18 protein-coding genes are annotated in these 20,390 nt (G+C 69.1%); 8 read left to right on the top strand and 10 right to left on the bottom strand.

The window, feature by feature from the left end; genetic code table 11:
* Positions 1 to 42: 42 nt before the first annotated feature.
* The 5 genes from AC1Q6V_RS24670 to AC1Q6V_RS24650 form a co-directional block, all read right to left on the bottom strand.
* Complete coding sequence (locus tag AC1Q6V_RS24670) at positions 43 to 1,050, bottom strand: Bug family tripartite tricarboxylate transporter substrate binding protein (protein WP_454749370.1); 1,008 nt, start codon at positions 1,048 to 1,050, stop codon at positions 43 to 45.
* Positions 1,051 to 1,155: 105 nt separating this feature from the next.
* Positions 1,156 to 2,301 carry an acyl-CoA dehydrogenase family protein gene (locus tag AC1Q6V_RS24665; protein WP_062804662.1) on the bottom strand — a complete coding sequence of 382 codons (1,146 nt, stop codon included), beginning with the start codon at positions 2,299 to 2,301 and terminating at the stop codon, positions 1,156 to 1,158.
* A 43-nt stretch (positions 2,302 to 2,344) separates the two neighbouring features.
* Complete coding sequence (locus tag AC1Q6V_RS24660) at positions 2,345 to 3,568, bottom strand: acyl-CoA dehydrogenase family protein (RefSeq protein WP_439672550.1); 1,224 nt, start codon at positions 3,566 to 3,568, stop codon at positions 2,345 to 2,347.
* Between the two features lie 14 nt (positions 3,569 to 3,582).
* On the bottom strand, positions 3,583 to 4,272 hold the full coding sequence (locus AC1Q6V_RS24655) for an enoyl-CoA hydratase/isomerase family protein (RefSeq protein WP_010813376.1): 690 nt from the start codon (positions 4,270 to 4,272) through the stop codon (positions 3,583 to 3,585).
* Positions 4,269 to 5,492, bottom strand: a complete 1,224-nt coding sequence (locus AC1Q6V_RS24650) for a CaiB/BaiF CoA transferase family protein (RefSeq protein ID WP_011616839.1) — start codon at positions 5,490 to 5,492, stop codon at positions 4,269 to 4,271. The genes AC1Q6V_RS24655 and AC1Q6V_RS24650 overlap by 4 nt, the downstream gene beginning before the upstream one ends.
* 200 nt (positions 5,493 to 5,692) lie before the next feature.
* Between AC1Q6V_RS24650 and AC1Q6V_RS24645 the strand changes: the two genes are divergently transcribed.
* From AC1Q6V_RS24645 to AC1Q6V_RS24635, 3 genes are all read left to right on the top strand, one after another.
* Positions 5,693 to 6,625, top strand: a complete 933-nt coding sequence (locus AC1Q6V_RS24645; protein WP_010813374.1) for a LysR family transcriptional regulator — start codon at positions 5,693 to 5,695, stop codon at positions 6,623 to 6,625.
* 222 nt (positions 6,626 to 6,847) lie between these two features.
* Positions 6,848 to 8,101 carry an alkyl sulfatase dimerization domain-containing protein gene (locus AC1Q6V_RS24640; protein ID WP_454749371.1) on the top strand — a complete coding sequence of 418 codons (1,254 nt, stop codon included), beginning with the start codon at positions 6,848 to 6,850 and terminating at the stop codon, positions 8,099 to 8,101.
* 9 nt (positions 8,102 to 8,110) lie between these two features.
* Positions 8,111 to 9,136, top strand: coding sequence for a Bug family tripartite tricarboxylate transporter substrate binding protein (locus AC1Q6V_RS24635; RefSeq protein ID WP_011616837.1), 1,026 nt, complete (start codon positions 8,111 to 8,113; stop codon positions 9,134 to 9,136).
* Between the two features lie 58 nt (positions 9,137 to 9,194).
* Here AC1Q6V_RS24635 and AC1Q6V_RS24630 read toward each other — a convergent pair whose 3' ends face one another.
* Entirely contained in the window at positions 9,195 to 10,028 is an 834-nt protein-coding gene (locus AC1Q6V_RS24630; protein WP_439669804.1) for a universal stress protein, read from the bottom strand.
* Positions 10,029 to 10,319: 291 nt separating this feature from the next.
* Here AC1Q6V_RS24630 and AC1Q6V_RS24625 point away from each other — a divergent pair, with 291 nt between their 5' ends.
* Positions 10,320 to 12,329 carry an alkaline phosphatase D family protein gene (locus AC1Q6V_RS24625; protein ID WP_439672548.1) on the top strand — a complete coding sequence of 670 codons (2,010 nt, stop codon included), beginning with the start codon at positions 10,320 to 10,322 and terminating at the stop codon, positions 12,327 to 12,329.
* Between the two features lie 29 nt (positions 12,330 to 12,358).
* Here the strand turns inward: AC1Q6V_RS24625 and AC1Q6V_RS24620 are convergent, their stop codons facing one another.
* Positions 12,359 to 13,288 carry a 2-hydroxyacid dehydrogenase gene (locus tag AC1Q6V_RS24620; RefSeq protein WP_011616835.1) on the bottom strand — a complete coding sequence of 310 codons (930 nt, stop codon included), beginning with the start codon at positions 13,286 to 13,288 and terminating at the stop codon, positions 12,359 to 12,361.
* Between the two features lie 2 nt (positions 13,289 to 13,290).
* The gene (locus tag AC1Q6V_RS24615; RefSeq protein WP_010813368.1) at positions 13,291 to 14,061 is read right to left on the bottom strand and encodes a class II aldolase/adducin family protein; all 771 of its coding nucleotides are present in this window, start codon (positions 14,059 to 14,061) and stop codon (positions 13,291 to 13,293) included.
* Between the two features lie 109 nt (positions 14,062 to 14,170).
* Here AC1Q6V_RS24615 and AC1Q6V_RS24610 point away from each other — a divergent pair, with 109 nt between their 5' ends.
* Positions 14,171 to 14,875 carry a Crp/Fnr family transcriptional regulator gene (locus AC1Q6V_RS24610; RefSeq protein WP_454749372.1) on the top strand — a complete coding sequence of 235 codons (705 nt, stop codon included), beginning with the start codon at positions 14,171 to 14,173 and terminating at the stop codon, positions 14,873 to 14,875.
* 157 nt (positions 14,876 to 15,032) lie between these two features.
* Positions 15,033 to 15,428 (top strand): hypothetical protein, encoded by a 396-nt coding sequence (locus AC1Q6V_RS24605; RefSeq protein WP_062804663.1) that lies wholly within the window; start codon positions 15,033 to 15,035, stop codon positions 15,426 to 15,428.
* A gap of 75 nt (positions 15,429 to 15,503) precedes the next feature.
* Here the strand turns inward: AC1Q6V_RS24605 and AC1Q6V_RS24600 are convergent, their stop codons facing one another.
* Positions 15,504 to 16,400 carry a LysR substrate-binding domain-containing protein gene (locus tag AC1Q6V_RS24600; RefSeq protein WP_439669802.1) on the bottom strand — a complete coding sequence of 299 codons (897 nt, stop codon included), beginning with the start codon at positions 16,398 to 16,400 and terminating at the stop codon, positions 15,504 to 15,506.
* Between the two features lie 112 nt (positions 16,401 to 16,512).
* Here AC1Q6V_RS24600 and phnA point away from each other — a divergent pair, with 112 nt between their 5' ends.
* Together phnA and AC1Q6V_RS24590 are read left to right on the top strand one after the other, a co-directional pair.
* Entirely contained in the window at positions 16,513 to 17,733 is a 1,221-nt protein-coding gene (gene phnA, locus AC1Q6V_RS24595; RefSeq protein ID WP_439669801.1) for a phosphonoacetate hydrolase, read from the top strand.
* Positions 17,734 to 17,821: 88 nt separating this feature from the next.
* Positions 17,822 to 19,501 carry a Na/Pi cotransporter family protein gene (locus AC1Q6V_RS24590; protein ID WP_454749373.1) on the top strand — a complete coding sequence of 560 codons (1,680 nt, stop codon included), beginning with the start codon at positions 17,822 to 17,824 and terminating at the stop codon, positions 19,499 to 19,501.
* Positions 19,502 to 19,728: 227 nt separating this feature from the next.
* On the opposite strand, the gene AC1Q6V_RS24585 is transcribed toward AC1Q6V_RS24590, so the two are convergent.
* A partial coding sequence (locus tag AC1Q6V_RS24585; RefSeq protein WP_492316412.1) for an AMP-binding enzyme occupies positions 19,729 to 20,390 on the bottom strand: 662 nt, incomplete at its 5' end.

Raw genomic sequence — 20,390 nt, 5'->3', positions numbered from 1 at the left:
ACCTTCACGCTGCCTGTCTCCCGTTGTTGTTGTGGTCCAGCCTTATTTCGCCTGCAGCCCCGCCACCTTCACCACCTCGCCCCACGCGGCCAGGTCGGCGCTGACCAGCTTGCCCAGGTCGGCCGGGCTCGACGGCGCGGCCGGCTGCAGGTTCATGGCGGTGAATTTCTCGCGGTCGCCCGGTGTCTGCAGGATGCGATTCACCTCGGCGTTGAGCCGGTTGACGATCGGCGCGGGCAGGCCCCTGGGGCCGAAGATCGCGACCCAGCTGGCTTGCTGGAAGGGCACGCCCTGCTGCGACATGGTCGGCACGTCCGGAGCCGTCAGCAGGCGCTCCGGTCCGGAGATCGCAATGCCCCGTATGCGGCCGGACTTCAGGTGCGGGACCGACGAGATGGCGTCGGTGATGCCGATGGTGACGTGGCCCGCGGCCAGGTCGTTGCTGCACTGGGTGGCGGTCTTGTAGGGGATATGGCGCAGGTGGATGCCGGTCTTGGCCTTCAGGTATTCCATGGCCAGGTGGCCGCCCGAGCCCACACCCCAAGAGCAGTACGCCAGTTCCGTCTTGCTGGCCCTGGCGTAGGCAATCAGCTCCTGCAGGCTGTGCACCGGCACATTGGCGCTGACCGCGAGCAGGTTGCCGCCGGGCTGGCTGGGGCGTGCGATGGGGGTGAAGTCCTTGATCGGGTCATAGGGCAGCGACGGCGTGGTCCACGGGTTCACCGTCATGGTCGCGGCATAGGTGAACAGCAACGTGTAGCCGTCGGGCGCGGCGCGCGCCACGGTCTCGTTGGCGATGATGCCGTTGGCGCCGGGGCGGTTGTCGACCACCACCGGCTGCCTGAGCGCGGCGGTCAGGCGCTCGGCCACCAGCCGTGCCGTCTGGTCGGTGACGGTGCCCGCGCCCGAGGGCAGCACCATGCGGATGGGCTTGCTGGGGTACGGGGCCTCGGCGTGCGCGCTGGCGGCGCCCGCCAGGGCCAGCGCCGCGGCCAGGGCTGCTGTGCGCGTGGCACAAGCCCTGCGGGCGCCAGTGTGCTGGCTGCTCATATTGCTGTCTCCGTTGCGGCGCATTGGCCGCGCATGCCGGTGCGTTGCCGGCGTGTCATGGGTGGGCGCACCGGGCAGCGGCCCGGGCGCCCTGGCTGAACCGGCTCAGGCTTGCGCCTGCGCCGCGTGATCGAGTGCCGCCAGCCGTTCGTAGTGCCAGTCGGCATCGCCGAACAGGTTGGCGTGGGCTGCCAGGCGCTTGTAGCAGTGGCCGATTTCCATCTCGTCGGTCATGCCCACCGCACCGTGCAGCTGCACCACGTCTTCGCCGAGCGCGCGCCCGGCATCCGAGACAAAGGCCTTGGCATGGGATACCGCGCGCATGCGCGCCACCGCATCGCCATGCAGGGCGTTGGCCGCCAGCTCGGTGATGGCGCGTGCCTGCTCGACGCTGACATAGAGGTCCACCAGCCGGTGCCGGATCACCTGGTTGGCCGTCAGCGCGCGGCCGAACTGCTCGCGCGTCACCAGGTAGTCGCGGGTCAGGTCGAACGCGCGCGACATGGTGCCCACGGCTTCGGCGCAGGCCATCACCGTGGCCTGGTCGATGGCGGCTTCCACCAGCGGCCAGGCGCCGTCCACCGGGCCGATGCGCGCGCTGTCCGGCACGGTCGCGCGGCGCAGCGTCACGCTGGCGGTCTGGCGGCCGTCGTAGGTCGGCAGCGCATCGACGCTGATGCCGCGCATGTCGGCCGGCACCGCGAACAGTGTCAGGCCGTCGCGGTCGCGGCGCTGGCCGCCGCTACGCGCCAGCACCAGCAGCACCGCGGCGCTGCCGCCGCCCAGCACCAGGGTCTTGCGGCCGTCCAGCGTCCATTGCCCCGGCTCATGCTGTTGCGCGGTGGTGCTGATATCGAAGGCGTCATAGCGTCCCTGCGTTTCCCATGCGGCCAGCGCCAGCATCGCGCCACCCTCGGCCATCGCCGCCGCGATCGCGGCGTGGGCGGGATCGCCGCAGGCGGCCAGCAGCGGCGCGCACAGCGCGGCATTGGCCAGCCAGGGCTCGGCAGGCTGGGCGCGGCCCAGTTCCTCGGCCAGCAGGGCCTGGTCCGCGGCATCGCCCAGGCCGCCGCAGGCTTCGGGCAGCCCCACGGCCAGCCAGCCCATTTCGGCAAACGCCTGCCAGTGCTTGCGCGAGAAGCCATCGGGCTCGGCCAGCGCCGCGCGGCGCTGCTCGAAGCCGTAGCCGCGTTCGACATAGCGCCGCACGCTTTCCTGCAGCATGCGGCGATCGTCCGTTGGATCGCTCATGTGTTCAGTTCCTTGTCCTGGGTTGCGGGCACGATTGGAGCCACTACAGGCCCAGCACCTGCTTGGCCAGCAGTTCGTGCTGGATCTCGCTGGAGCCGCCGGCAATGGAGTAGCCGCGGGTGACGAAGCGGCGCGCCGATGCCGCCGCGGCGTACGCCGACTGTCCCGCTTGCGGCACGGCGGGCTCGAAGTGCGCGGCGCGGTCATAGGCCAGCGTGTCCGGCCCCAGCGCATCGACCGCCAGGTTCTCGATGTCCTGGATCAGCCGGCTGCCCAGCAGCTTGAGCATGCCGGTCTCCGGCCCCAGCGTTTCGCCGGCGCGCGCCCGCTTGCGAAAGCGCAGCACGGTTGCAGCCAGCGCTTCGAGCCGCACCTCCAGCGCGCGCATCCGGCGTGCAAACCACGGGCGCTGCGACAGCGGCTGGCCGCCCTCCTCCAGCTCGTTGCCGATGGCGCGCACCTTGGCCAGGCGGCGGCGGTTCTCCGCCACGCGCGCCAGGTTCAGCCGCTCATGCTCGAGCAGGGACTTGGCGATGGTCCAGCCGGCGTTCTCCTCGCCGACGAGGTTCTGCACCGGCACTTCCACCTCGTCGAAGAACACCTGGTTGAACAGGTGCCAGCCATGGATGCCCACCAGCGGCCGCACGCTGACGCCGGGGCTGCGCATGTCGATCAGCAGGAAGCTGATGCCCCGCTGCGCGCGCGCCTCGGTATCGGTGCGCACCAGGCAGAAGATCCAGTCCGCGTACTGCGCGTAGGAGGTCCAGATCTTGCTGCCGCTGACCACGTAGACCTCGGTGCCGTCGGGCCGCGTCTTGCGCACCGCACGCGTCTTCAGCGAAGCCAGGTCGGAGCCGGAGTTCGGTTCGGAATAGCCCTGGCACCACCAGTGCTCCTGGTTCAGGATGCGCGGCAGGAAGTACTGCTGCTGCGCCGGCGTGCCGTAGCGGATCAGGATCGGGCCGATCATCTCGAAGGTGATGCCGCCGCTCTCGGGCGCGTGCGCCAGCACCAGTTCTTCCTGGAATGCGGCGCGGCGCTCGGCGCTCCAGTTGCAGCCCTGCCATTCAGCCGGCCAGTGCGGCGCCAGCCAGCCGCGTTCGGCCAGCCGGCGCTGCCAGTCGACCAGCTCTGGCTTGCTGAGTTCCAGTCCGAGGCGGACTTTCTCGCGCACGGCATGGGGCAGCGACCGGGCGACGAATTCGCGCACCTCGCGGCGGAAGTCCTGCAGCGACGCGTCGTCGTCGGTGGTGATGGAATCTGTCATGGAGATATCGGTCCTCAGGAATTCTTGTCGCGCGCAGCAGATGCCATGCGCCTCGTCGCGGCGCGCATGCCGCCCTTGATCGCAGCCACGCCATCGGCCGGAAAACCCCCGATGGTGGCGGCCAGGCCGCGCGCGCGGTCCAGCACCTCGGCGTCTTCGACCAGTTCGGTGGCAATGCCCAGGCGCAGCAGCTCCGGCGCGGGCACGCGGTCGCCAAGCAGGCACAGGCGCGCGGCCACGGCCTCGGAATGGCGCAGCGCCAGCCAGTCGGCATTGCGCGGCGCGGCCATGCCCAGGCGGATCTCGCCGATCTGCAGGAAGGCCCCGGCGCCGCACACCAGCAGGTCGCCGGCCAGCGCCAGCGCCGCGCCGCCGTTGATGGCATGGCGCTCCAGCGCCACGATCCATGCCTTGCGGCTTTGCAGCAGGCCCAGGTGGACGCGCTCCCAGAGCGGCGCAAACGCGGCCAGCCCGCCGCGCTCCGCCTGCAGTGCCTGCAGGTCCAGGCCGGAACAGAAGGCGCCGTCGGCGCCGCGCAGCAGCACGGCGCGCACGCTGTCGTCGGCGGCCAGGGTCTCGATGGCGTCGCCCAGCGCGCGTGCCAGCGACATGTCGACGGCATTGCGGCGGGCCGGGCGGTTCAGCACCACCTCGGCCCAGCCGGCATGGCGCTGCAGCAGTACAGGGGATTGGGGGGTGTTCATGCGGGCTCCTGCCGGGCTTGTTCCACGCCGATCGCGCCGGCGCGGGCCATGGTGTGAATCTCCGCGGCGCTGAAGCCGAGCTCGGCCAGCACCTCGGTCGTATGCTGGCCGAGGCGCGGCACCGCGGGCATCGCGCCTGCCGGCATGCTGGCCATGGTGAAGGGCAGTCCCGGCAGCTCCAGCTGGCCGCCCTCGCCGTCGTCAACGGCTTGCAGCACCCCACTGGCGCGCACGTCGGGGCTCGCGTTGACCTGGTGGTAGTCGCGCACCACGCCCACCACCACCTGGTGGCGCTCCAGCAGCGTGCGCGCGGCGTCGCCGCTGAGGTGGCGCATGGCGTCGTGCAGGATGGCCAGCAGCGCCGGGCGGTTCTGCACGCGCAGCGCGTTGCAGGCAAAGCGCGGATCGTGCGCCAGCGCCGGCTGGCCGATGGCCTCGCACAGGCGCGTCCAGTGCTCGTCGAGATAGGCCGACAGCACGATATGCCCGTCCGCCACCGCGATCACATCCGCGGCCGGCGCGGCCTTGGGCTGGCTGTTGCCGCTGCGCACCGGCAGCGCGCCGGAGCACTGGTACTCGGCCCACAGCTGGGCCTGCATCTGCACGCCGACCGACAGCAGCGAGGTCTCGATGGTCTCGCCGGCGCCGGTGCGCTCGCGCCGGAACAGCGCCGCCAGGATGGCGTTGCCGGTCGCCAGCGCGGTGGCCGCGTCGATCAGCGCAAAACCGGCCTTCAGCGGCTGCCCGCCGGCCTCGCCGGTGACGGACATCATGCCGCTCTCGGCCTGCGCGGCAATATCCAGCCCGGGGCGCGTGCGCGACGGCCCACGCGTGCCGAAGCCGCTGATGGAGGCATGGATCAGGTCGGGACGCGCCGCGCGCAGCGTGGCGGCGTCCAGCCCCAGCGCTTCCATCACGCCGGCGCGGGTGTTGTGCAGCACCACGTCGCTGGCCAGCGCCAGCCGCCGTGCGGCGTCCAGCCCGCCGGGCGTGCGCAGGTCCAGCGCTATGCCGCGCTTGCCGCGGTTGTAGGCCAGGTACATCGGGCTCTGCGGGCTGGTGCCGTCAAAGCGCCGCGCGCTGTCGCCGCGCAAGGCCTCCACCTTGACCACGTCGGCGCCCAGGTCGGCCAGCATCATGGCCGCGCCCGGCGCCGCGATGAACTGCCCGAACTCCGCCACGCGTATGCCTGCCAGCGGCAGGTCTTGCCGGTTCGTCATGCGATGCCACTCCTCGAAGATGCCGGCGCAGCCGGCGGTTTGCGACGATGTGGAGCGATCATGCGTTGGCACGGCGCATCACGGCAGATGCTAAAACTGCCTCGGTGCAAACCAATGGTTAGCACCCTGGGGTTATCCCGAACCCGCCGGAATGCCGCTATGCTGTGCGCCCAGTGCGTCGTTTGAGTGGAGCCAAATCCATGCGTCTGAGCCAAGTCCAGGACTTCATCGCCGTGGCCGAGCACGGCAGCATCCGCGCCGGGGCCCGTGCGCGCGACGTGTCGGCACCGGCACTGACCAAGAGCATCCGCCAGCTGGAAGAGGAGCTGCATGTGCCGCTGCTGACCCGCACCACCCGCGGCGTGGTGCTGTCGCGCTACGGCGATGCCTTCCTGCGGCGCGCGCGGCTGATCGCCACCGAGGCCCGCAAGGCCAGCGAGGAAATGGCGCAGATGCTGGGCGCGCGCAACGGCGTGGTGCGCGTCGGCACCACCCGCGGCCCGGCGCATGTGCTGCTGCCCGCGGTGGTCAAGCGCTTTCGCGTCCAGCACCCCGACGTGCTGGTGTGCATCGACAGCTGGGGCTACCCGACCCACCTGGACGAACTGCGCTCGGGCGTGATGGACATGGCAGTCAGCCCGGTCCCGGATGAGGGCATCGAGCGCGAATTCACCTGCGAGCCGCTCTACAACAACGACTCGGTCGTGATGGCGCACCGCGAGCATCCGCTGCGCAACGCCCGCAGCCTGCGCGAACTGATCGGCTCGGACTGGATCCTGACCGGCCAGCGCATGCACGGCCCGGGCGCCGCCATCCTCGATGCCTTCCGTGAACGCGATCTGCCATTGCCGCGCGTGGCAGTGCGCTGCGACACCATCGGCATGATCGAGCACCTGATGCAGGACCGCCACCTGCTGTGCATGCTGCCGCGCCAGATGGTGGCAGGCCGGCTGGCCGCCAATGGCCTGGTGCCGTTGCCGATCGAGGACAAGCTGCCCAGCCACACCGTCAGCCTGATCTACCGCGCCGATTCGCCGATGACGCCGGTGGCGGCGCAGTTCGCCACCTTGCTGCGGCGTGAAGTCCACTATCTGTCCAACCTGCCTGACAGTCCGCTGCGCCGACTTGACTGAAGGCAGCCGCTACCGCAGCGCGCGCCGGCGGGGAACTCCCTGCACCCGCGCGGTGCTAACCAGCGGTTTACACATGAAATTCCAAAACCTCCGCCGGGCCGCACCGGCGCTTGGTTTGCGGCCGGTTCGCCGCATCCCGGCGGGATTTTCCCCAATCCCCGGGATGCCCCTTCTTGCGTGACAGTTGCGCTGGACGCGACCTGGTTCGCAGAGGAGGCAAGCATGCAGGACATTGAGGACCGGCCGGCCGCACTGGTCACTGGCACCGGCATCGAAAGCGTCGGCGACGGCGTGTGGCTGCTGCACGGACAAGGGCAGAGCTTTGTCGCCGACGTGGGCGGCGGCCTGCTGGTGGTCGACAGCGGCCCCGGCGGGCGCGTCACGCGCGGCATGATCGAGGCGCTGCGCACGCAGACCGGGCTGCCGGTGCTGGCAGTCTGCTACAGCCACGGCCATATGGGCTACAACGCCGGCCTGCAGCAATGGCTGGACCACGCCGCCGCGCGCGGCGAGCCCGCGCCACGGGTGCTGGCCCACGTCAACGTGCTGGCGCGGCAGGCGCGCTACCGCGAGACCCAGCGCATGCAGGAGCGCATGGCAGAGATCCAGTTCCGCCAGCCGGCCGGCGCGCTGGCGGGAAAGCTGGTCCACATCGAACCCACCGAGACCTTCGCCGATGGCCTGACCCTGGGCCGGGGCGAGCGCCGCGCGGAAATCCTGTGGGCACCGTCCGAGACCGACGACGCCGTGGCGGTCTGGCTGCCGGGCCGGCGCCTGCTGTACGGCGGCCCCGCGGTGATCGATTCGATCCCGAACATCGGCACCCCCTTCCGCACCATGCGCGACACCGTGCGCTGGGCCGATACGCTGGAACGCTTGGCCGGCCTGCAGCCGCGCACCGTGGTGCAAGAGTTCGGCGCCACGCTGCAGGGCGAGGAAGAATGCCAGCGCGTGCTGTGCCAGACCGCCAGGGCCCTGCGCTGGCTGCGCGCGGAGGTGGTGCGGCTGATGAACGCCGGCTGCAACGAACGCCAGGTGCTGGCCGCGCTCAAGCCGCCGGCGGACCTGTTCGACCAGCCCTGGATGCGCCCCACCTATGGCGACCCCAGCTACATCGCGCGCGACATCTACCGCTCTGAGAACGGCTGGTGGGACCGCAATGCCACCACGCTGCATCCAGCCGCGCCTCAACAGGCGGCCGCCGAGATCGCCGCGGCCGTGGCCGACCATGGCGCACTGATCCGCCACGCGCAGGCCCTGGCCGCGCGCGGCGACACGCAGCTGGCGCTGCACGTGATCGACGTGCTGGCGCTGGCGCCCGATGAAACGCCCACCGTGCGCGAGGCCCGCCAACTCAAGGCCGCCTGGCTGCGCCAGCGCGCCACGCAGATCCGCAGCTATGTGTCGCGCAGCCTGTACGGCGCGGCCGCCGACGCGCTGGAAAGCGACGCGGCGGACAACTTCGGCATGCACTAGGGAGACGCCATGCCCCGAGCAATGAACCCGGCTCCGACGGAACTGCCTGGCAACGCCGCGCGCCGGCGCGACGTGCTGCGCGCGCTTGCCGCACTTGGTCTTGGTGCTGCGGCCGGCCCGCTATGCGCCAGCAATGCCTGGCCCGCCAAGCCCATCCGGCTGGTGGTGCCGGCCCCGCCCGGCGGCGGCACCGACCTGTTCGCGCGCGCGCTGGCCGCATCGCTCGGCAAGGCGCTGGGCCAGACCATCGTGGTCGACAACAAGCCCGGCGCGACCGGCATCATCGGCAACGATACCGTGGCCAAGGCCAGCCCCGACGGCTACACGCTTCTGTTCACCTATGCCGCCACGGTGGTGATCAACCAGACCCTGCAGCCCAGGCTGCCCTATGACGGCCTGCGCGACCTGTTGCCGGTGGCGCAGGTCGGCGCGGGCGGCAATTTCCTGGTGGTGACGCCGGACTTCCCGGCGCGCACGCTCAAGGAGCTCGTCGCCCACGTGCTCAAGCGCCCGGATGCATACGACTACGGCTCATGGGGCATCGGCTCGGGCGGCCACCTGACCATGGAAGCCCTCAAGATGCAGACCGGCATGAAGCTGCGCCACGTGCCGTACAAGGGCGTGGCGCAGATCCTGACCGACATGCAGGGCGGCGTGGTCAAGGTGGCCTTTGTCGATACCTCGTCGTCGCTGCCGCTGATCCGCGCCGGCAAGCTGCGCGCGCTGGCCATCAGCGGCACGCGCCGCGCGCCGGCCACGCCGGACGTGCCGACCATGACTGAACAGGGCTACCGGTTCGATACCGACAGCTGGTATGGCCTGTTCGCGCCGGCCGGCACCAGTGCCGCCATCGTGCAGCGGCTCAATGCGGAAGTGACCCGCCTGCTGGCTGACGCGCCCATGCGCGAGCGCTTCCTGCAGCTGAACATGGGCATGGCGCCCGCCAGGAGTGCCGAGCAGTTCGCGCAGACCGTGCGCGACGACGTGGGCGTGTGGGGCAAGGTGATCCAGGCCAACCACATCACGGTCGACTGAAGACCACCGGGGGGCGCCGCCCTGGAGGGGCTTGCCGCATGAACCCTGGCGCTGCGCTTCAGTGCGAGAACAGCACCGGCACCGTCATCGACTCCAGCACCACCCTGGTCACGCCGCCCAGCACCAGCTCGCGCAGCCGGCCGTGGCCGTAGGCGCCCATCACGATCAGGTCGGCACCAAAGTCCGACGCTCGCGACAGGATCAGCTCACCGATGGCCAGGTCGCCACCGCCCGGGCCGTGCTCCACCTCAACTGCCACACCCTGTCGCTCCAGCACGTGCACGGCGTGGCTGACCGGAGTGGCATCGGCACGCGACTCCCTGGCGGCATGGGCGCCCAGCACCCGCGCGCGTGCCCCCGCCAACAGCGGCAGCGCGTCGTGCAAGGCACGCGCGGCCTCGCGGCTGCCGTTCCAGGCCACCAGCACGCGTGTGCCCACGGTGGCGAAAGCGCCGGAACAGGGCACCACCAGCGCCGGCCGGCCGCTCTCAAGCAGCAGCGCCTCCAACAGCTGCCGCGCCACCGGGCCTTCAGCGTTGTCGGCGTCATACTGGCCGGAGACGATCAGGCCGGCCTCGCGCGCCTCGCGCAGCGCCAGTGGCACCGGATCGCGCTCGACGGTGCGCCAGTCGCAGGCAACCGCCAGCTCGCGCGTGGCGGCCGCGAAGGCACAACGCATGTTCTCGCGCTGCAGCCGGCGCCGCTCCTGGTCTTCGGCCAGGCAGCGCTGGGCATTGTTCATGCGGTAGAACCAGCTGGGGTCTGGCACGCGCCCGGCCAGCAGGCCGATCAGCGGACACTGGCTGGCGGTGGCAAGGCGTGCCGCAACCTGCAAGCGCTGCATGGCCTGCCGGTTGCCGTCGAGATGGACCAGGATGCTGTCGTACGCCATGATGCCCTCGCGTCCGAATCTTTTGCTTTCAGTCTAGGCCGCGTCGCAGGCAATGCATGCCGACTTGCCGATCGCGCCAGCAATGGTGGTGCGCGGTGCGCCAGCGCCGGCACGAACCAGTCGACTTCCTCCTATATCGATGTCGGAACCTCACCGACGGCGAGCGTGCAGGCCAGCCACTAGTATGCATTCAGCAACCAGCACGCCCCCACGAATCCTGGTGCCGCAAGCGGCATCGTGGCCGCGGCTGCGCGCTGCGTGGACCGAGACCGCAAGCACAGGAGGAGCGCCATGGACCGCCGACAGTTTCTCAAGTGGGGAAGTTTCCTGACCGTCACCGTTGCCACCGGCGGGCTGAGCGCCTGCGGCGGCGGCGACGACCCGGAACCCGACACCGGCAATCCGGAAAATTTCAATTTCGTCCATGGCGTCGCCTCGGGCGACCCCAAGCCCGACAGCGTGGTGGTATGGACGCGGGTGGAAGGCAGCAATGGCAAGCGGCCGGTGGTGGTGCGGCTGCAGGTGTCGGCGCAGCCTGACTTCCCGCCGCCGAGCCTGCTGGTCAATCAACCGCTGATGGCCCTGCCGGACTGGGACTACACCATCCGCAACAAGGTCACGGGCCTGAGCCCCGGCACCCGCTACTACTACCGCTTCCTGCTGGGCAACCGCCCCAGCACCGTCGGCCGCACCCGCACCGCAGCAGCGGCCGGCACGCCCTTGTCACAGCTGCGTTTCGCCTTTGTCAGCTGCCAGGACTGGAATGCCAACCACTGGGCCGGCATGGAAGAACTGGCGCAGCAGGACCTGGACTTCATCGTCCATGTCGGCGACTACATCTACGAGGCCGTCCCGGGCGGCTCGCGCGCCGGCAATGTGGAGGATCGCCACGGCGTGCTGCAACTGCCCAATGGCACCGCGCTGCCGGACGGCAGCGTCTACGCCACCACGCTGGACGACTATCGCTACCTGTACCGCAGCTATCGCACCGACGCGCGCCTGCAGGCCCTGCATGCCGCGTTCCCGATGATTGCGATCTGGGACGACCATGAATTCTCGGACAATTGCTGGCAGGACCGGCAGACCTACGACTCCGACGACGACCTGACGCCGCGCACCGCGCGCCGGCGCGCTGCCAACCAGGCGTGGTTCGAGTTCATGCCGGCCGATGTCAGCCTGGACGTCAACAACCCGTCGTTCCAGAACATCCAGATCTATCGCTCGTTCACCTTCGGCAATCTCGCCACCCTGCTGATGACCGACGAGCGCCTGTACCGCGCCGACCACATCATCTCCGAGCAAGCCACCGGCCGCGCAGTCGGCGCCCTGTACTTCGTCCCGGCCGAGACACTGGCTGCGGCCGAAGCGCAGAAGATTGCCGCCGCCGGCGGCACGCTGACACCGGTGTCGATGCTGGGCGATGCGCAGCGCGCGTGGTGGCAGGACCGCGTCGGCGCCGACGCCACCGCGTGGAAGCTGTGGGCCAACCAGTTGTCGCTGTTGCGCATGCAGGTGGATGTGATCCAGGCGGTGGCACGGCTGATCGCCAGGGCGCTGGTGCTGGCCAACAATTCCCTGTCCTCGCTGGAGAGCGCCATTGCCAATGCGCTGGCCGACGACCTGCGCGCGGCCAAGACCGCCGGCACCTATGCCAACCTGGCCTACACGGCGCTGCGCAATGTACTGGCGCAGGTCGGCATCGACAGCGCCACGTTCGATGCCAACATCAAGCCGCTGATCGAAAGCCGGTTGCCGGCCATCGCGCTGCTCGACCGCTTTATCCTCAATGCCGACCAGTGGGATGGCTACAACGCCGAGCGCAAGAACCTGATGGCGTTCCTGAAGAACAACGGCGTGCGCAATGTGGTGGCGCTGAGCGGCGATATCCACGCATTCTTTGCCGGCCAGGTGATGGACGACTACGATGCGGCGACGCCAGCGCCGGTGATGGTGGACCTGGTCACGGCCGGACTGTCGAGCAACTCCCTGCTCAGTTCATTCCGCTCGATCGTCGACAACGACCAGGCCTTCGCCGCACTGCGTGAACTGGTCTACAGCGACGTGGGCAGCACGGTGGTGAACACCTTCGACACCACCTTGCGCACCTTCAACGCGTGGCTGCGCCATGCCGACTCCAACGCCGAGGGCTACACGCTGGTCACCCTGACGCCCGAGAAGCTGAGCTGCACCTTCCATACGCTCAAGCCGCTCGAGGGCGGCACGGCGCCGGCGCTACCTGCCACGGCGAGCACGCGGCTGCTGGAGGTGGCGGCGGGAACCGCGGATGTAAGCGTGACATAGCCACCCGGACGGACCGGCACGCCGGGCGCTCAGTAGCCCGCTTGCCGGTCCACCTGGTTCAACAGTTCACGCCCGTCGCGCGCGCGCCGCAGGTTCTCGATGCATTGCCGCGCCACCAGTTCGTACGAGGGGTCGGCCGCGATATGCGGCGTGGCCTCGATGCGGGGATGGTTCCAGACCGGATCGTCCGCCGAGGGCGGCTCCTTGGCGAACACATCAAGCGCCGCGCCGGCAAGGTGGCCTTCGTCGATCAGTGCGACCAGGTCTGGCTCGACCACATGCTCGCCACGCCCGACGTTGATCAGGAACGCCCCCTTGGGCAGCCGCGACAGCGTCTGGCGGTTCAGCATGCCCTCGGTGCGCGGCGTCAGCGGCAGCGTGCAGACCAGGATGTCGCTGTGCGCGAGCATGGCATCCAGCCCGTCGTCGCCGGTGAAGTCGGTCACGCCGGGCAGATGCTTGGCGCTGCGGCTCCAGCCGCTGACCGGGTAGCCGATGGCGGCAAACATGCGCGCCACCTCGCTGCCGATCTCGCCCAGCCCCAGCACACCCACGCGGCAGCGCGACACATCGCGCCCGGGGTGGCGCTTCCATTCGCCGCGGCGCTGCTGTTCGGCGTACCGGCCGAGCGCGCGGGTATGGCGCAGCGCCATCGCCAGCACGTAGTGGGCGATGCCGGCCTGCTGGCCGGGATCGACGATGCGCGTGACCGGCATGCCAGGCGGCAGGTCCGGCGCCGCCAGCAGCTTGTCGACGCCCGCGGTGGCAGCGCAGACCAGCCGCAGCTTCGGGTAGGCCGGCAGCACGCCGGGCTTCAGGCCCCAGGCGATGATGGCTTCGACCTGTTCCGCGACGGCGGCCTCGCGGCCGTTCCACACGGTGATGTCCGGCGCGGCTTCGCGCAGCGCGGCAGTGATGGGAACCGCCATGAACGACGGCAGGTGAACGAGGATGGCCATGGTCAGTTGCGGTAGTCAGGGTTGATGCGGTCGAGGCGGCGCAGCAGGCCCGGCCAGGCCAGGTTGGAGCCCTTGCCCTTGGTGGCCTGGCGCGCCTGCTGGCCCATGTTGGCGCTGGCGGCTTCGGGCACCATGGTCAGCGGCGTGCCGCCGCTTTGCGCCAGGATCTGGATGCGGCAGGCGGACTCGAGCGTGTACATGGTCAGGAAAGCATCGGATACCGTGCGCCCGCACGTCAGCAGGCCATGGTTGCGCAGGATCATCTGCTTGCAGCGGCCCAGGTCTGCCACCAGCCGCGCCTTTTCGTCCTCGCGCAGCGCCACGCCTTCATAGTCGTGGTACGCCAGCCCGGTCAGCGCGAACATCGACTGCTGCGAAATCGGCAGCAGGCCCGCCTGCTGCGCCGAGACGGCGACGCCGTGCGAGGTATGCGTGTGCATCACGCAGCCGACTTCGGGGCGCGCCTCGTGCACGGCGCTGTGGATGATGAAGCCGGCCGGGTTGACGTCATACGGCGTTTCCAGCACGGGCTGCCCTTCGTGGTCGACCTTGACCAGGCTCGATGCCGTGATCTCGTCGAACATCATCCCGTACGGGTTGATCAGGAACTGGTCCGGCGCATCGGGCACGCGTGCCGAGATATGGGTGAAGATCAGGTCGTCCCAGCCGAAGTGGGCGACCAGGCGGTACGCGGCCGCCAGGTCCACGCGCATCTGCCATTCGGCGTCGGAGACGCGGTCCCTGATTGAATCGACGAGCTGGATTTGCGCCATATGCGTACCTCCCGGGGGCATGTGAGTCATTGAATCGATGCATTGTCCGGGCGCACCGCGCCAAAGTCTGTTAAGTATTGGACAATCTCGGCTCCAGCAGGGGAGCGATGTGAAGGCTGATGTGAAGAGTGGATCGAGAGCGGTGGAGCCGGCGCGCACGCTGCCGCGCAGCGTGCTGGCCAGCGGCTGGCTGCGCAATGCGCCGCCGGGCGTGCTCGATGCCGTGGCGAACGCCGCACGCCGCCTGCGCTTTGGCGACGGCGAGATGATCTTCGCGCGCAGCGATCCGCCCACCTACTTCTGCATGGTGCTGTCGGGCCGGGTGCGCATGAGCCGGGTCAGCACGGGCGGGCGCGAGTCGGTGTACTCGGTGATCGGGCGTGGCCGCTGGTTCGGCGAGATCTCGCTGCTGGACGGCAAGCCGCGCACGCACGACGCCTTCGCCGTAGGCAATACGGAACTGATGGTGCTGAGCCAGCGCGACTTCCACCGCATCCTGGCCGCGCATCCGGAAGGCATGCAGCTGATCGTGCAGCAGATCTGCGCGCGCCTGCGCGTAGCGTTCGACCACGCGCAAAGCGCGGCGCAGGCGCCCATCGACGCGCGCATGGCGGCGCGCCTGCTGGAACTGGCCGACCGCACCGACCATGTCGTGCGCATCAGCGCTGAGGACCTTGGCGACATGGTCAACCGCTCGCGCCAGACCGTGGCCAAGTACCTGCAGGCGTGGGAAGACGCGGGCCTGATCCGCCGCGAGTACCGCCAGATCGAACTGCTGGACCCCGCGGCGCTCAAGCGATTGGCCCGGCGTTGACGGCCGCGCAAGATTTGCAGGCCGCGCGCGCAATTAACCTGCCCTGGCCGCAATGGCAAGGCTGGTTAACGACCGTTGCAAAATCAAACAGAATGTCAGGTGCTGCGGCGCTACAGTGACTGTTCCCTTGCCTGTAGGCGTTCTAGGAGGTACACGAATGAAGCAACATCTGGCGAAATCCCTGGTCGTGGCTGGCGCGATGATCGCGTCCTACCCGCTGTTTGCGCAGCAGGCTCAGCCCCTGCAGCCGAGCCAGCCGATGCCAATGACGCAGCCGATGCAGCCGATGCAATCCAGTCAGCCGGTGCAGTCCGCCCAGCCCGTGCAAGCCATGCCGTCGGCAGCGCCGTCGGCCCAGGTGGCACCCGCAGCGGGCGGCAGCTATGCCCAGGCTCCCGTACAGGCGGCCCAGCCGGGCATGGCGCCGGCAGCCGCCGACCCGACCATGGCAGGCAGCCCCGCCTCGGCCGTGGACCCCGCCAGCATGAGCCTGGCCCCCGATGCGCTCGGCTCGCGCCTGGGCCAGCGCAGCGCGTTCCTCGACGGGGCCTGAGCTCCCGTCTCAGCGCAGGCCCGCATCGCGCGGGCCGCGCGCCACACTCGCCCCGCTTCCCCGGCTCGCGCCGCTTCAGGTCGCTGCGGCCGTCTGCCCCTGCTGCTGCAGCCACTCCAGGAACGCGCGCAGATGCAGCGGCTTGTCGGCATCGCGCGGCACCAGCGCATGATAGGTATTGCCCGGTGCGCGGATGGCGGCAAACGGCGTCGCAATGCGCCCGCCCGCGCGGTCCGTTTCCAGGGTCGGAAAGGTGCCGATGGCAAAGCCAAGGCTGTCCACCACCGCCTGCAGCGTGACAAAGAAATGGTCGAAGCGCAGCGTTCGCACCGGCAGCAGCGAGGCATGTCCCGCCTGCTGCAGCCACGATTCCCAGCTTCCCGGCCGGGTCTCCGTATAGAGGAAGACGCCCTCCACCAGGTCCTCTACACCTTGCAACGGCACCTGCTCCAGCATCGCCGGACTGGCGATCACCGTCTGGTACTCCGAAAAGATCGGCACTGACTCGAACTGTTCGCCACGTTCGAGGGTGCGCCGTATCGCCACGTCAAAGGTGCCATTGAATCCTGCCTCGTTGCTGAAGGCGGTCGACACACGCACGTCGACCTCGGGCTGCCGGTGCCGGAAGTCATCCAGCCGCGGAATCAGCCAGCGCATGGCAAAGGTTGCCGGGGCATTGACGCGCACCACCTTGCGCGTGGCGATGCGGCCATAGCGCTCGGAAGCGGCGCTGATCTGGTCGAACGCCGTGCTGATCTCGCGCGCGAACGCCTGCGCGTGGACAGTCGGCACCATGCGCTGGCCCTGGCGGATAAACAGCGGCTGCCCCAGCCATTGCTCCAGGATCTCGATCTGCCGGCTGACCGCGCCATGGGTCAGGTGCAGCTCGCGCGCGGCCGCCGAATAGCTGCCGGCGCGGGCGGCAACCTCGAAGATGCGCAGGGCGTTGAGCGGGGGCAGCTTGTGCGGCATTGTGAGATTTCCTGACAGAATCTGGAAAATAAACTCGATTGTGAGAGTTTATCGCCTAACTTAGCATGGGTCTCAGGCAAATCCCCTTCACAATCCTTCCGCAAGAGACGCCATGAGCACCCAGATCCAGGTCAACGGCCACCACTACCAGCTTCCCGCCCGCCCCACCGTCATCGTCTGCATCGATGGCTGCGAGCAGGAATACATCAACCTTGCCGTGCAGGCGGGCGCCACCCCGTTCTTCGCCAGCCTGGCCAAACGCGGCACCGTCCTGACCGGCGATTGCGTGGTGCCGTCGTTCACCAACCCCAACAACCTGTCGATCGTGACCGGCGTGCCGCCGTCGGTGCACGGCATCTGCGGCAACTTCTTCTACGACACCGAAGCCGGCGCCGAAGTGCTGATGAACGACGCCCGCTACCTGCGCGCGCCCACCGTGCTGGCTGCGGCAGCGCAGGCCGGCGCATCGGTGGCGGTGGTCACCGCCAAGGACAAGCTGCGCGCGCTGCTGGGCCACAGCCTCAAGGGCATCTGCTTCTCGGCGGAGAAGGCCGACCAGGCCACCATCGAAGACAACGGCATCGACGACGTGCTGCGCAAGGTCGGCATGCCGCTGCCCTCGGTCTACAGCGCCGACCTGTCCGAGTTCGTGTTCGCCGCCGGCGTGGCCTTGCTGGAAACCGTCCGCCCCGACCTGATGTACCTATCCACCACGGACTACATCCAGCACAAGCATGCCCCGGGAACGCCGCAGGCCAATGCCTTCTACGCCATGATCGACAGCTACCTGCAGCGCCTGGACGCGCTCGGTGCGGTCATCGGCGTCACCGCCGACCACGGCATGAATGCCAAGACCGATTCGCTGGGCAAGGCCAACATCCTGTTCCTGCAGCAGGTGCTGGACGAGCGTTTCGGCGCGGACGCCACGCGCGTGCTGCTGCCGATCACCGATCCCTACGTCGCCCACCATGGCGCACTGGGCTCCTACGCGACCGTGTACCTGCCTGCCGGCACCAATCAACAGGCCGTGCATGAAGCCATCGCCGCACTGCCCGGGATCGAACTGGTGCTGGACAAGCGCGCCGCCAGCGAGCGCTTCGAACTGCCGCCCGACCGCATCGGCGACCTGGTGGTGGTCAGCGAACGCCTGACCGTGCTCGGCACCACGCCGGCGCGCCATGACCTGAGCGGCCTGGATGCCCCGCTGCGCTCGCATGGCGGCCTGTCCGAGCAAAAGGTGCCGCTGCTGTTCAACCGCAAGGTCACTGCGCCCGCAGGCCAGCGGCTGCGCAACTTCGACATCCTGCGGCTGGCGCTGAACCACGCGGACTAAGTCCGGTGCGTGCCGGCCTGGCCGGCACGCTTCCTCAACAAGCAGATAAAGGTGGCCGCGAAGACAGCCACCACCAGGGGGCGGCGCCATGCAAATCCTGCTTTCCCTGATGTCCGGGGTCGCACTACTGATCTGGGGCGCGCATGTGACGCGCCACGGCATGCTGGAGCTGTTGGGGCCGCGCTTGCGGCTGGTGCTGGCCGCGGGCACGGCCAGTCCCGCGCGTGGCTTCCTGGCCGGGCTTGGCGTGACCGCACTGATCCAGAGCAGCAGCGCCACGGCGCTGATGACCAGCGCCTTCGTTGCAGGGGGCCTGGTGTCGTTGCCGGCGGCACTGCCGATCGTGCTCGGTGCCGACGTCGGCACCAGCCTGATGGCGCGCCTGCTGACGGTCGATATCTCCTGGCTCTCGCCACTGCTGCTGGTGATCGGCATCGCACTGCGCCTGTCCGGCAAGGCCAGCCTGCGCGGACAGGCCGGCGAAGTCATCGTGGGACTGGGGTTGATCACGCTGGCCTTGCAGCTGATCCGCCTCTACGCCGCGCCGCTGCTGCACGCCGAGATCGTGCGCGCCATCTTCACCTCGCTTGGTAACGACGCACTGCTGGCCCTGGTGATCGGCGCCTTCGTGACCTTGCTGGCCTACTCCAGCCTGGCCGCGGTATTGCTCACCGCTACGCTGGCCATGGGCGGCGTCATCGGACCTGCCACCGCCTTGCCGCTGGTGCTTGGCGCCAATCTGGGCAGTGGCCTGATTGCCTGCCTGGCCAATTCCGGCAGTTCGCCTGCCGCGCGACGGGTATCGCTCGCGAACCTGATCTTCCGGTTCGCGGGGATACTGGCATTCCTGCCGCTGCTGGACGCCATCCCCTGGCTGCTGGCGCGCCTGGGCAGCAGTGCCGGCACCATGGCCATCGACTTCCACATGGCCTTCAACCTGACCCTGGCCGCAACGCTGATCTGGTTTGTCAACCCGGTGGCGGCCCTCTGCACCCGATGGCTGCCTGATGCGCACGACGACGCAGCGCCCGGCGGCGCGCGCTACCTGAGCCAGGGCGACCTGCGGCACCCGTCCGTCGCGCTGGGCAATGCCACGCGCGAGGTCGTGCGCATCGGCGACGTGATCGAGGAAATGCTCGATGGCATGAAGCTCTCGATCGTGGGCAACGACCGCGCCGCTAACGCCCGCTGCCGCGCGCTGGACGACCGCATCGACGACCTCTATTCGTCCGTCAAGATGTACCTGACCGACGTCGACGCCGGCAGCCTCGACGGTGAGGATGCGGAACGCTGGGATGCGATCATGCTGGTCAATATCAACCTGGAGTACGCGGGCGATATCGTCGAACGGATCCTGGTCGACCTGGACCAGCGCAAGCTCACCCGCAACTTCTGCTTCTCGGCCGAGGGCAGCGCCGAACTGCTGGAACTATGCGACATGCTGGTGGCCAACCTGCGTACCAGGATGTCGCTCTTTGTTGCCAACGACCGCGCAGCTTCGGCATTGCTTCTCGAATGCGCCGGCGACTTCCAGGCGCGCGCCGAGCGCTTCACCGCCCGCCACATTGCCCGGGTGGCGCAGCGCCGCACCGCGAGCGTGGAAACCAGCGCATTGCACCTGGACACCCTGCGCGAGCTGTCCCAGATGAACGCGCTGCTGTGCGCCGCGCCGGCAGGCATGCCTGGCGCCCTGCGCGAAGACCCTTCGTTCCTGGCTGCCGGCAACCACGGCACGCCGCACGCAAGTCCCAGGCCAAGCTCGACATGACCCATGTCGCCTACAAGGGCGGCGGCCCGGCCATGCTGGCCGCGATGGGCGGCGAGGTCACCCTGACGATCGAGACCATTGCGGAATGATCCCGCGCGTCAAGTCTGGAAAGCTCAAGGGGCTGCGGTCACCTTGGGCCAGCGCTCGGCGGCACTGCACAATTGCCGACCTTGTCTGAATCGGGCATAGTCGCGCCGCGGCGCGCACGGCTTGTGCGCGCCGCATCTTCAGCGTGCCTGGCCAAGCTGCTCCAGGATGGCCGGATTCTCCAGCGTCGAGGTGTCCTGCGTGATCTCCTCTCCCTTGGCCAGCGACCGCAGCAGGCGCCGCATGATCTTGCCCGAGCGCGTCTTGGGCAGGTTGTCGCCAAAGCGGATGTCCTTGGGCTTGGCGATCGGGCCGATCTCCTTGCCGACCCAGTTGCGCAGCTCCGTCGCGATCTTGACGGCCTCTTCGCCAGTCGGACGCGAACGCTTGAGCACGACGAAGGCGCAGATGGCCTCGCCGGTCATGTCGTCGGGGCGGCCCACCACGGCGGCTTCAGCCACCAGCGGGTTGGACACCAGCGCGGACTCGATCTCCATCGTCCCCATGCGGTGGCCCGACACGTTCAGCACGTCGTCGATGCGGCCCATGATGGTGAAGTAGCCGGTGTCCTTGTCGCGGATCGAGCCGTCGCCGGCCAGGTAGAGCTTGCCGCCGAGCTCTTCGGGGAAGTAGCTCTTCCTGAAGCGCTCCGGATCGCCCCAGATGGTGCGGATCATGGCCGGCCACGGACGCTTGACCACCAGGATGCCGCCGTTGCCGTTGGCCACGTCATGGCCGGTCTCGTCGACGATGGCGGCCATGATGCCCGGCAGCGGCAGCGTGCACGAACCCGGCACCAGCG

Source organism: Cupriavidus sp. GW823-FHT07B10 (genome assembly GCF_058794355.1).
This window is presented reverse-complemented; position numbering and strand designations above follow the sequence as displayed.

Coding starts and splice junctions, on each gene's coding strand:
- AC1Q6V_RS24670 (WP_454749370.1), bottom strand. CDS start 1,050: ATGAGCAGCCAGCACACTGGCGCCCGCAGGGCTTGTGCCACGCGCACA.
- AC1Q6V_RS24665 (WP_062804662.1), bottom strand. CDS start 2,301: ATGAGCGATCCAACGGACGATCGCCGCATGCTGCAGGAAAGCGTGCGG.
- AC1Q6V_RS24660 (WP_439672550.1), bottom strand. CDS start 3,568: ATGACAGATTCCATCACCACCGACGACGACGCGTCGCTGCAGGACTTC.
- AC1Q6V_RS24655 (WP_010813376.1), bottom strand. CDS start 4,272: ATGAACACCCCCCAATCCCCTGTACTGCTGCAGCGCCATGCCGGCTGG.
- AC1Q6V_RS24650 (WP_011616839.1), bottom strand. CDS start 5,492: ATGACGAACCGGCAAGACCTGCCGCTGGCAGGCATACGCGTGGCGGAG.
- AC1Q6V_RS24645 (WP_010813374.1), top strand. CDS start 5,693: ATGCGTCTGAGCCAAGTCCAGGACTTCATCGCCGTGGCCGAGCACGGC.
- AC1Q6V_RS24640 (WP_454749371.1), top strand. CDS start 6,848: ATGCAGGACATTGAGGACCGGCCGGCCGCACTGGTCACTGGCACCGGC.
- AC1Q6V_RS24635 (WP_011616837.1), top strand. CDS start 8,111: ATGCCCCGAGCAATGAACCCGGCTCCGACGGAACTGCCTGGCAACGCC.
- AC1Q6V_RS24630 (WP_439669804.1), bottom strand. CDS start 10,028: ATGGCGTACGACAGCATCCTGGTCCATCTCGACGGCAACCGGCAGGCC.
- AC1Q6V_RS24625 (WP_439672548.1), top strand. CDS start 10,320: ATGGACCGCCGACAGTTTCTCAAGTGGGGAAGTTTCCTGACCGTCACC.
- AC1Q6V_RS24620 (WP_011616835.1), bottom strand. CDS start 13,288: ATGGCCATCCTCGTTCACCTGCCGTCGTTCATGGCGGTTCCCATCACT.
- AC1Q6V_RS24615 (WP_010813368.1), bottom strand. CDS start 14,061: ATGGCGCAAATCCAGCTCGTCGATTCAATCAGGGACCGCGTCTCCGAC.
- AC1Q6V_RS24605 (WP_062804663.1), top strand. CDS start 15,033: ATGAAGCAACATCTGGCGAAATCCCTGGTCGTGGCTGGCGCGATGATC.
- AC1Q6V_RS24600 (WP_439669802.1), bottom strand. CDS start 16,400: ATGCCGCACAAGCTGCCCCCGCTCAACGCCCTGCGCATCTTCGAGGTT.
- phnA (WP_439669801.1), top strand. CDS start 16,513: ATGAGCACCCAGATCCAGGTCAACGGCCACCACTACCAGCTTCCCGCC.
- AC1Q6V_RS24590 (WP_454749373.1), top strand. CDS start 17,822: ATGCAAATCCTGCTTTCCCTGATGTCCGGGGTCGCACTACTGATCTGG.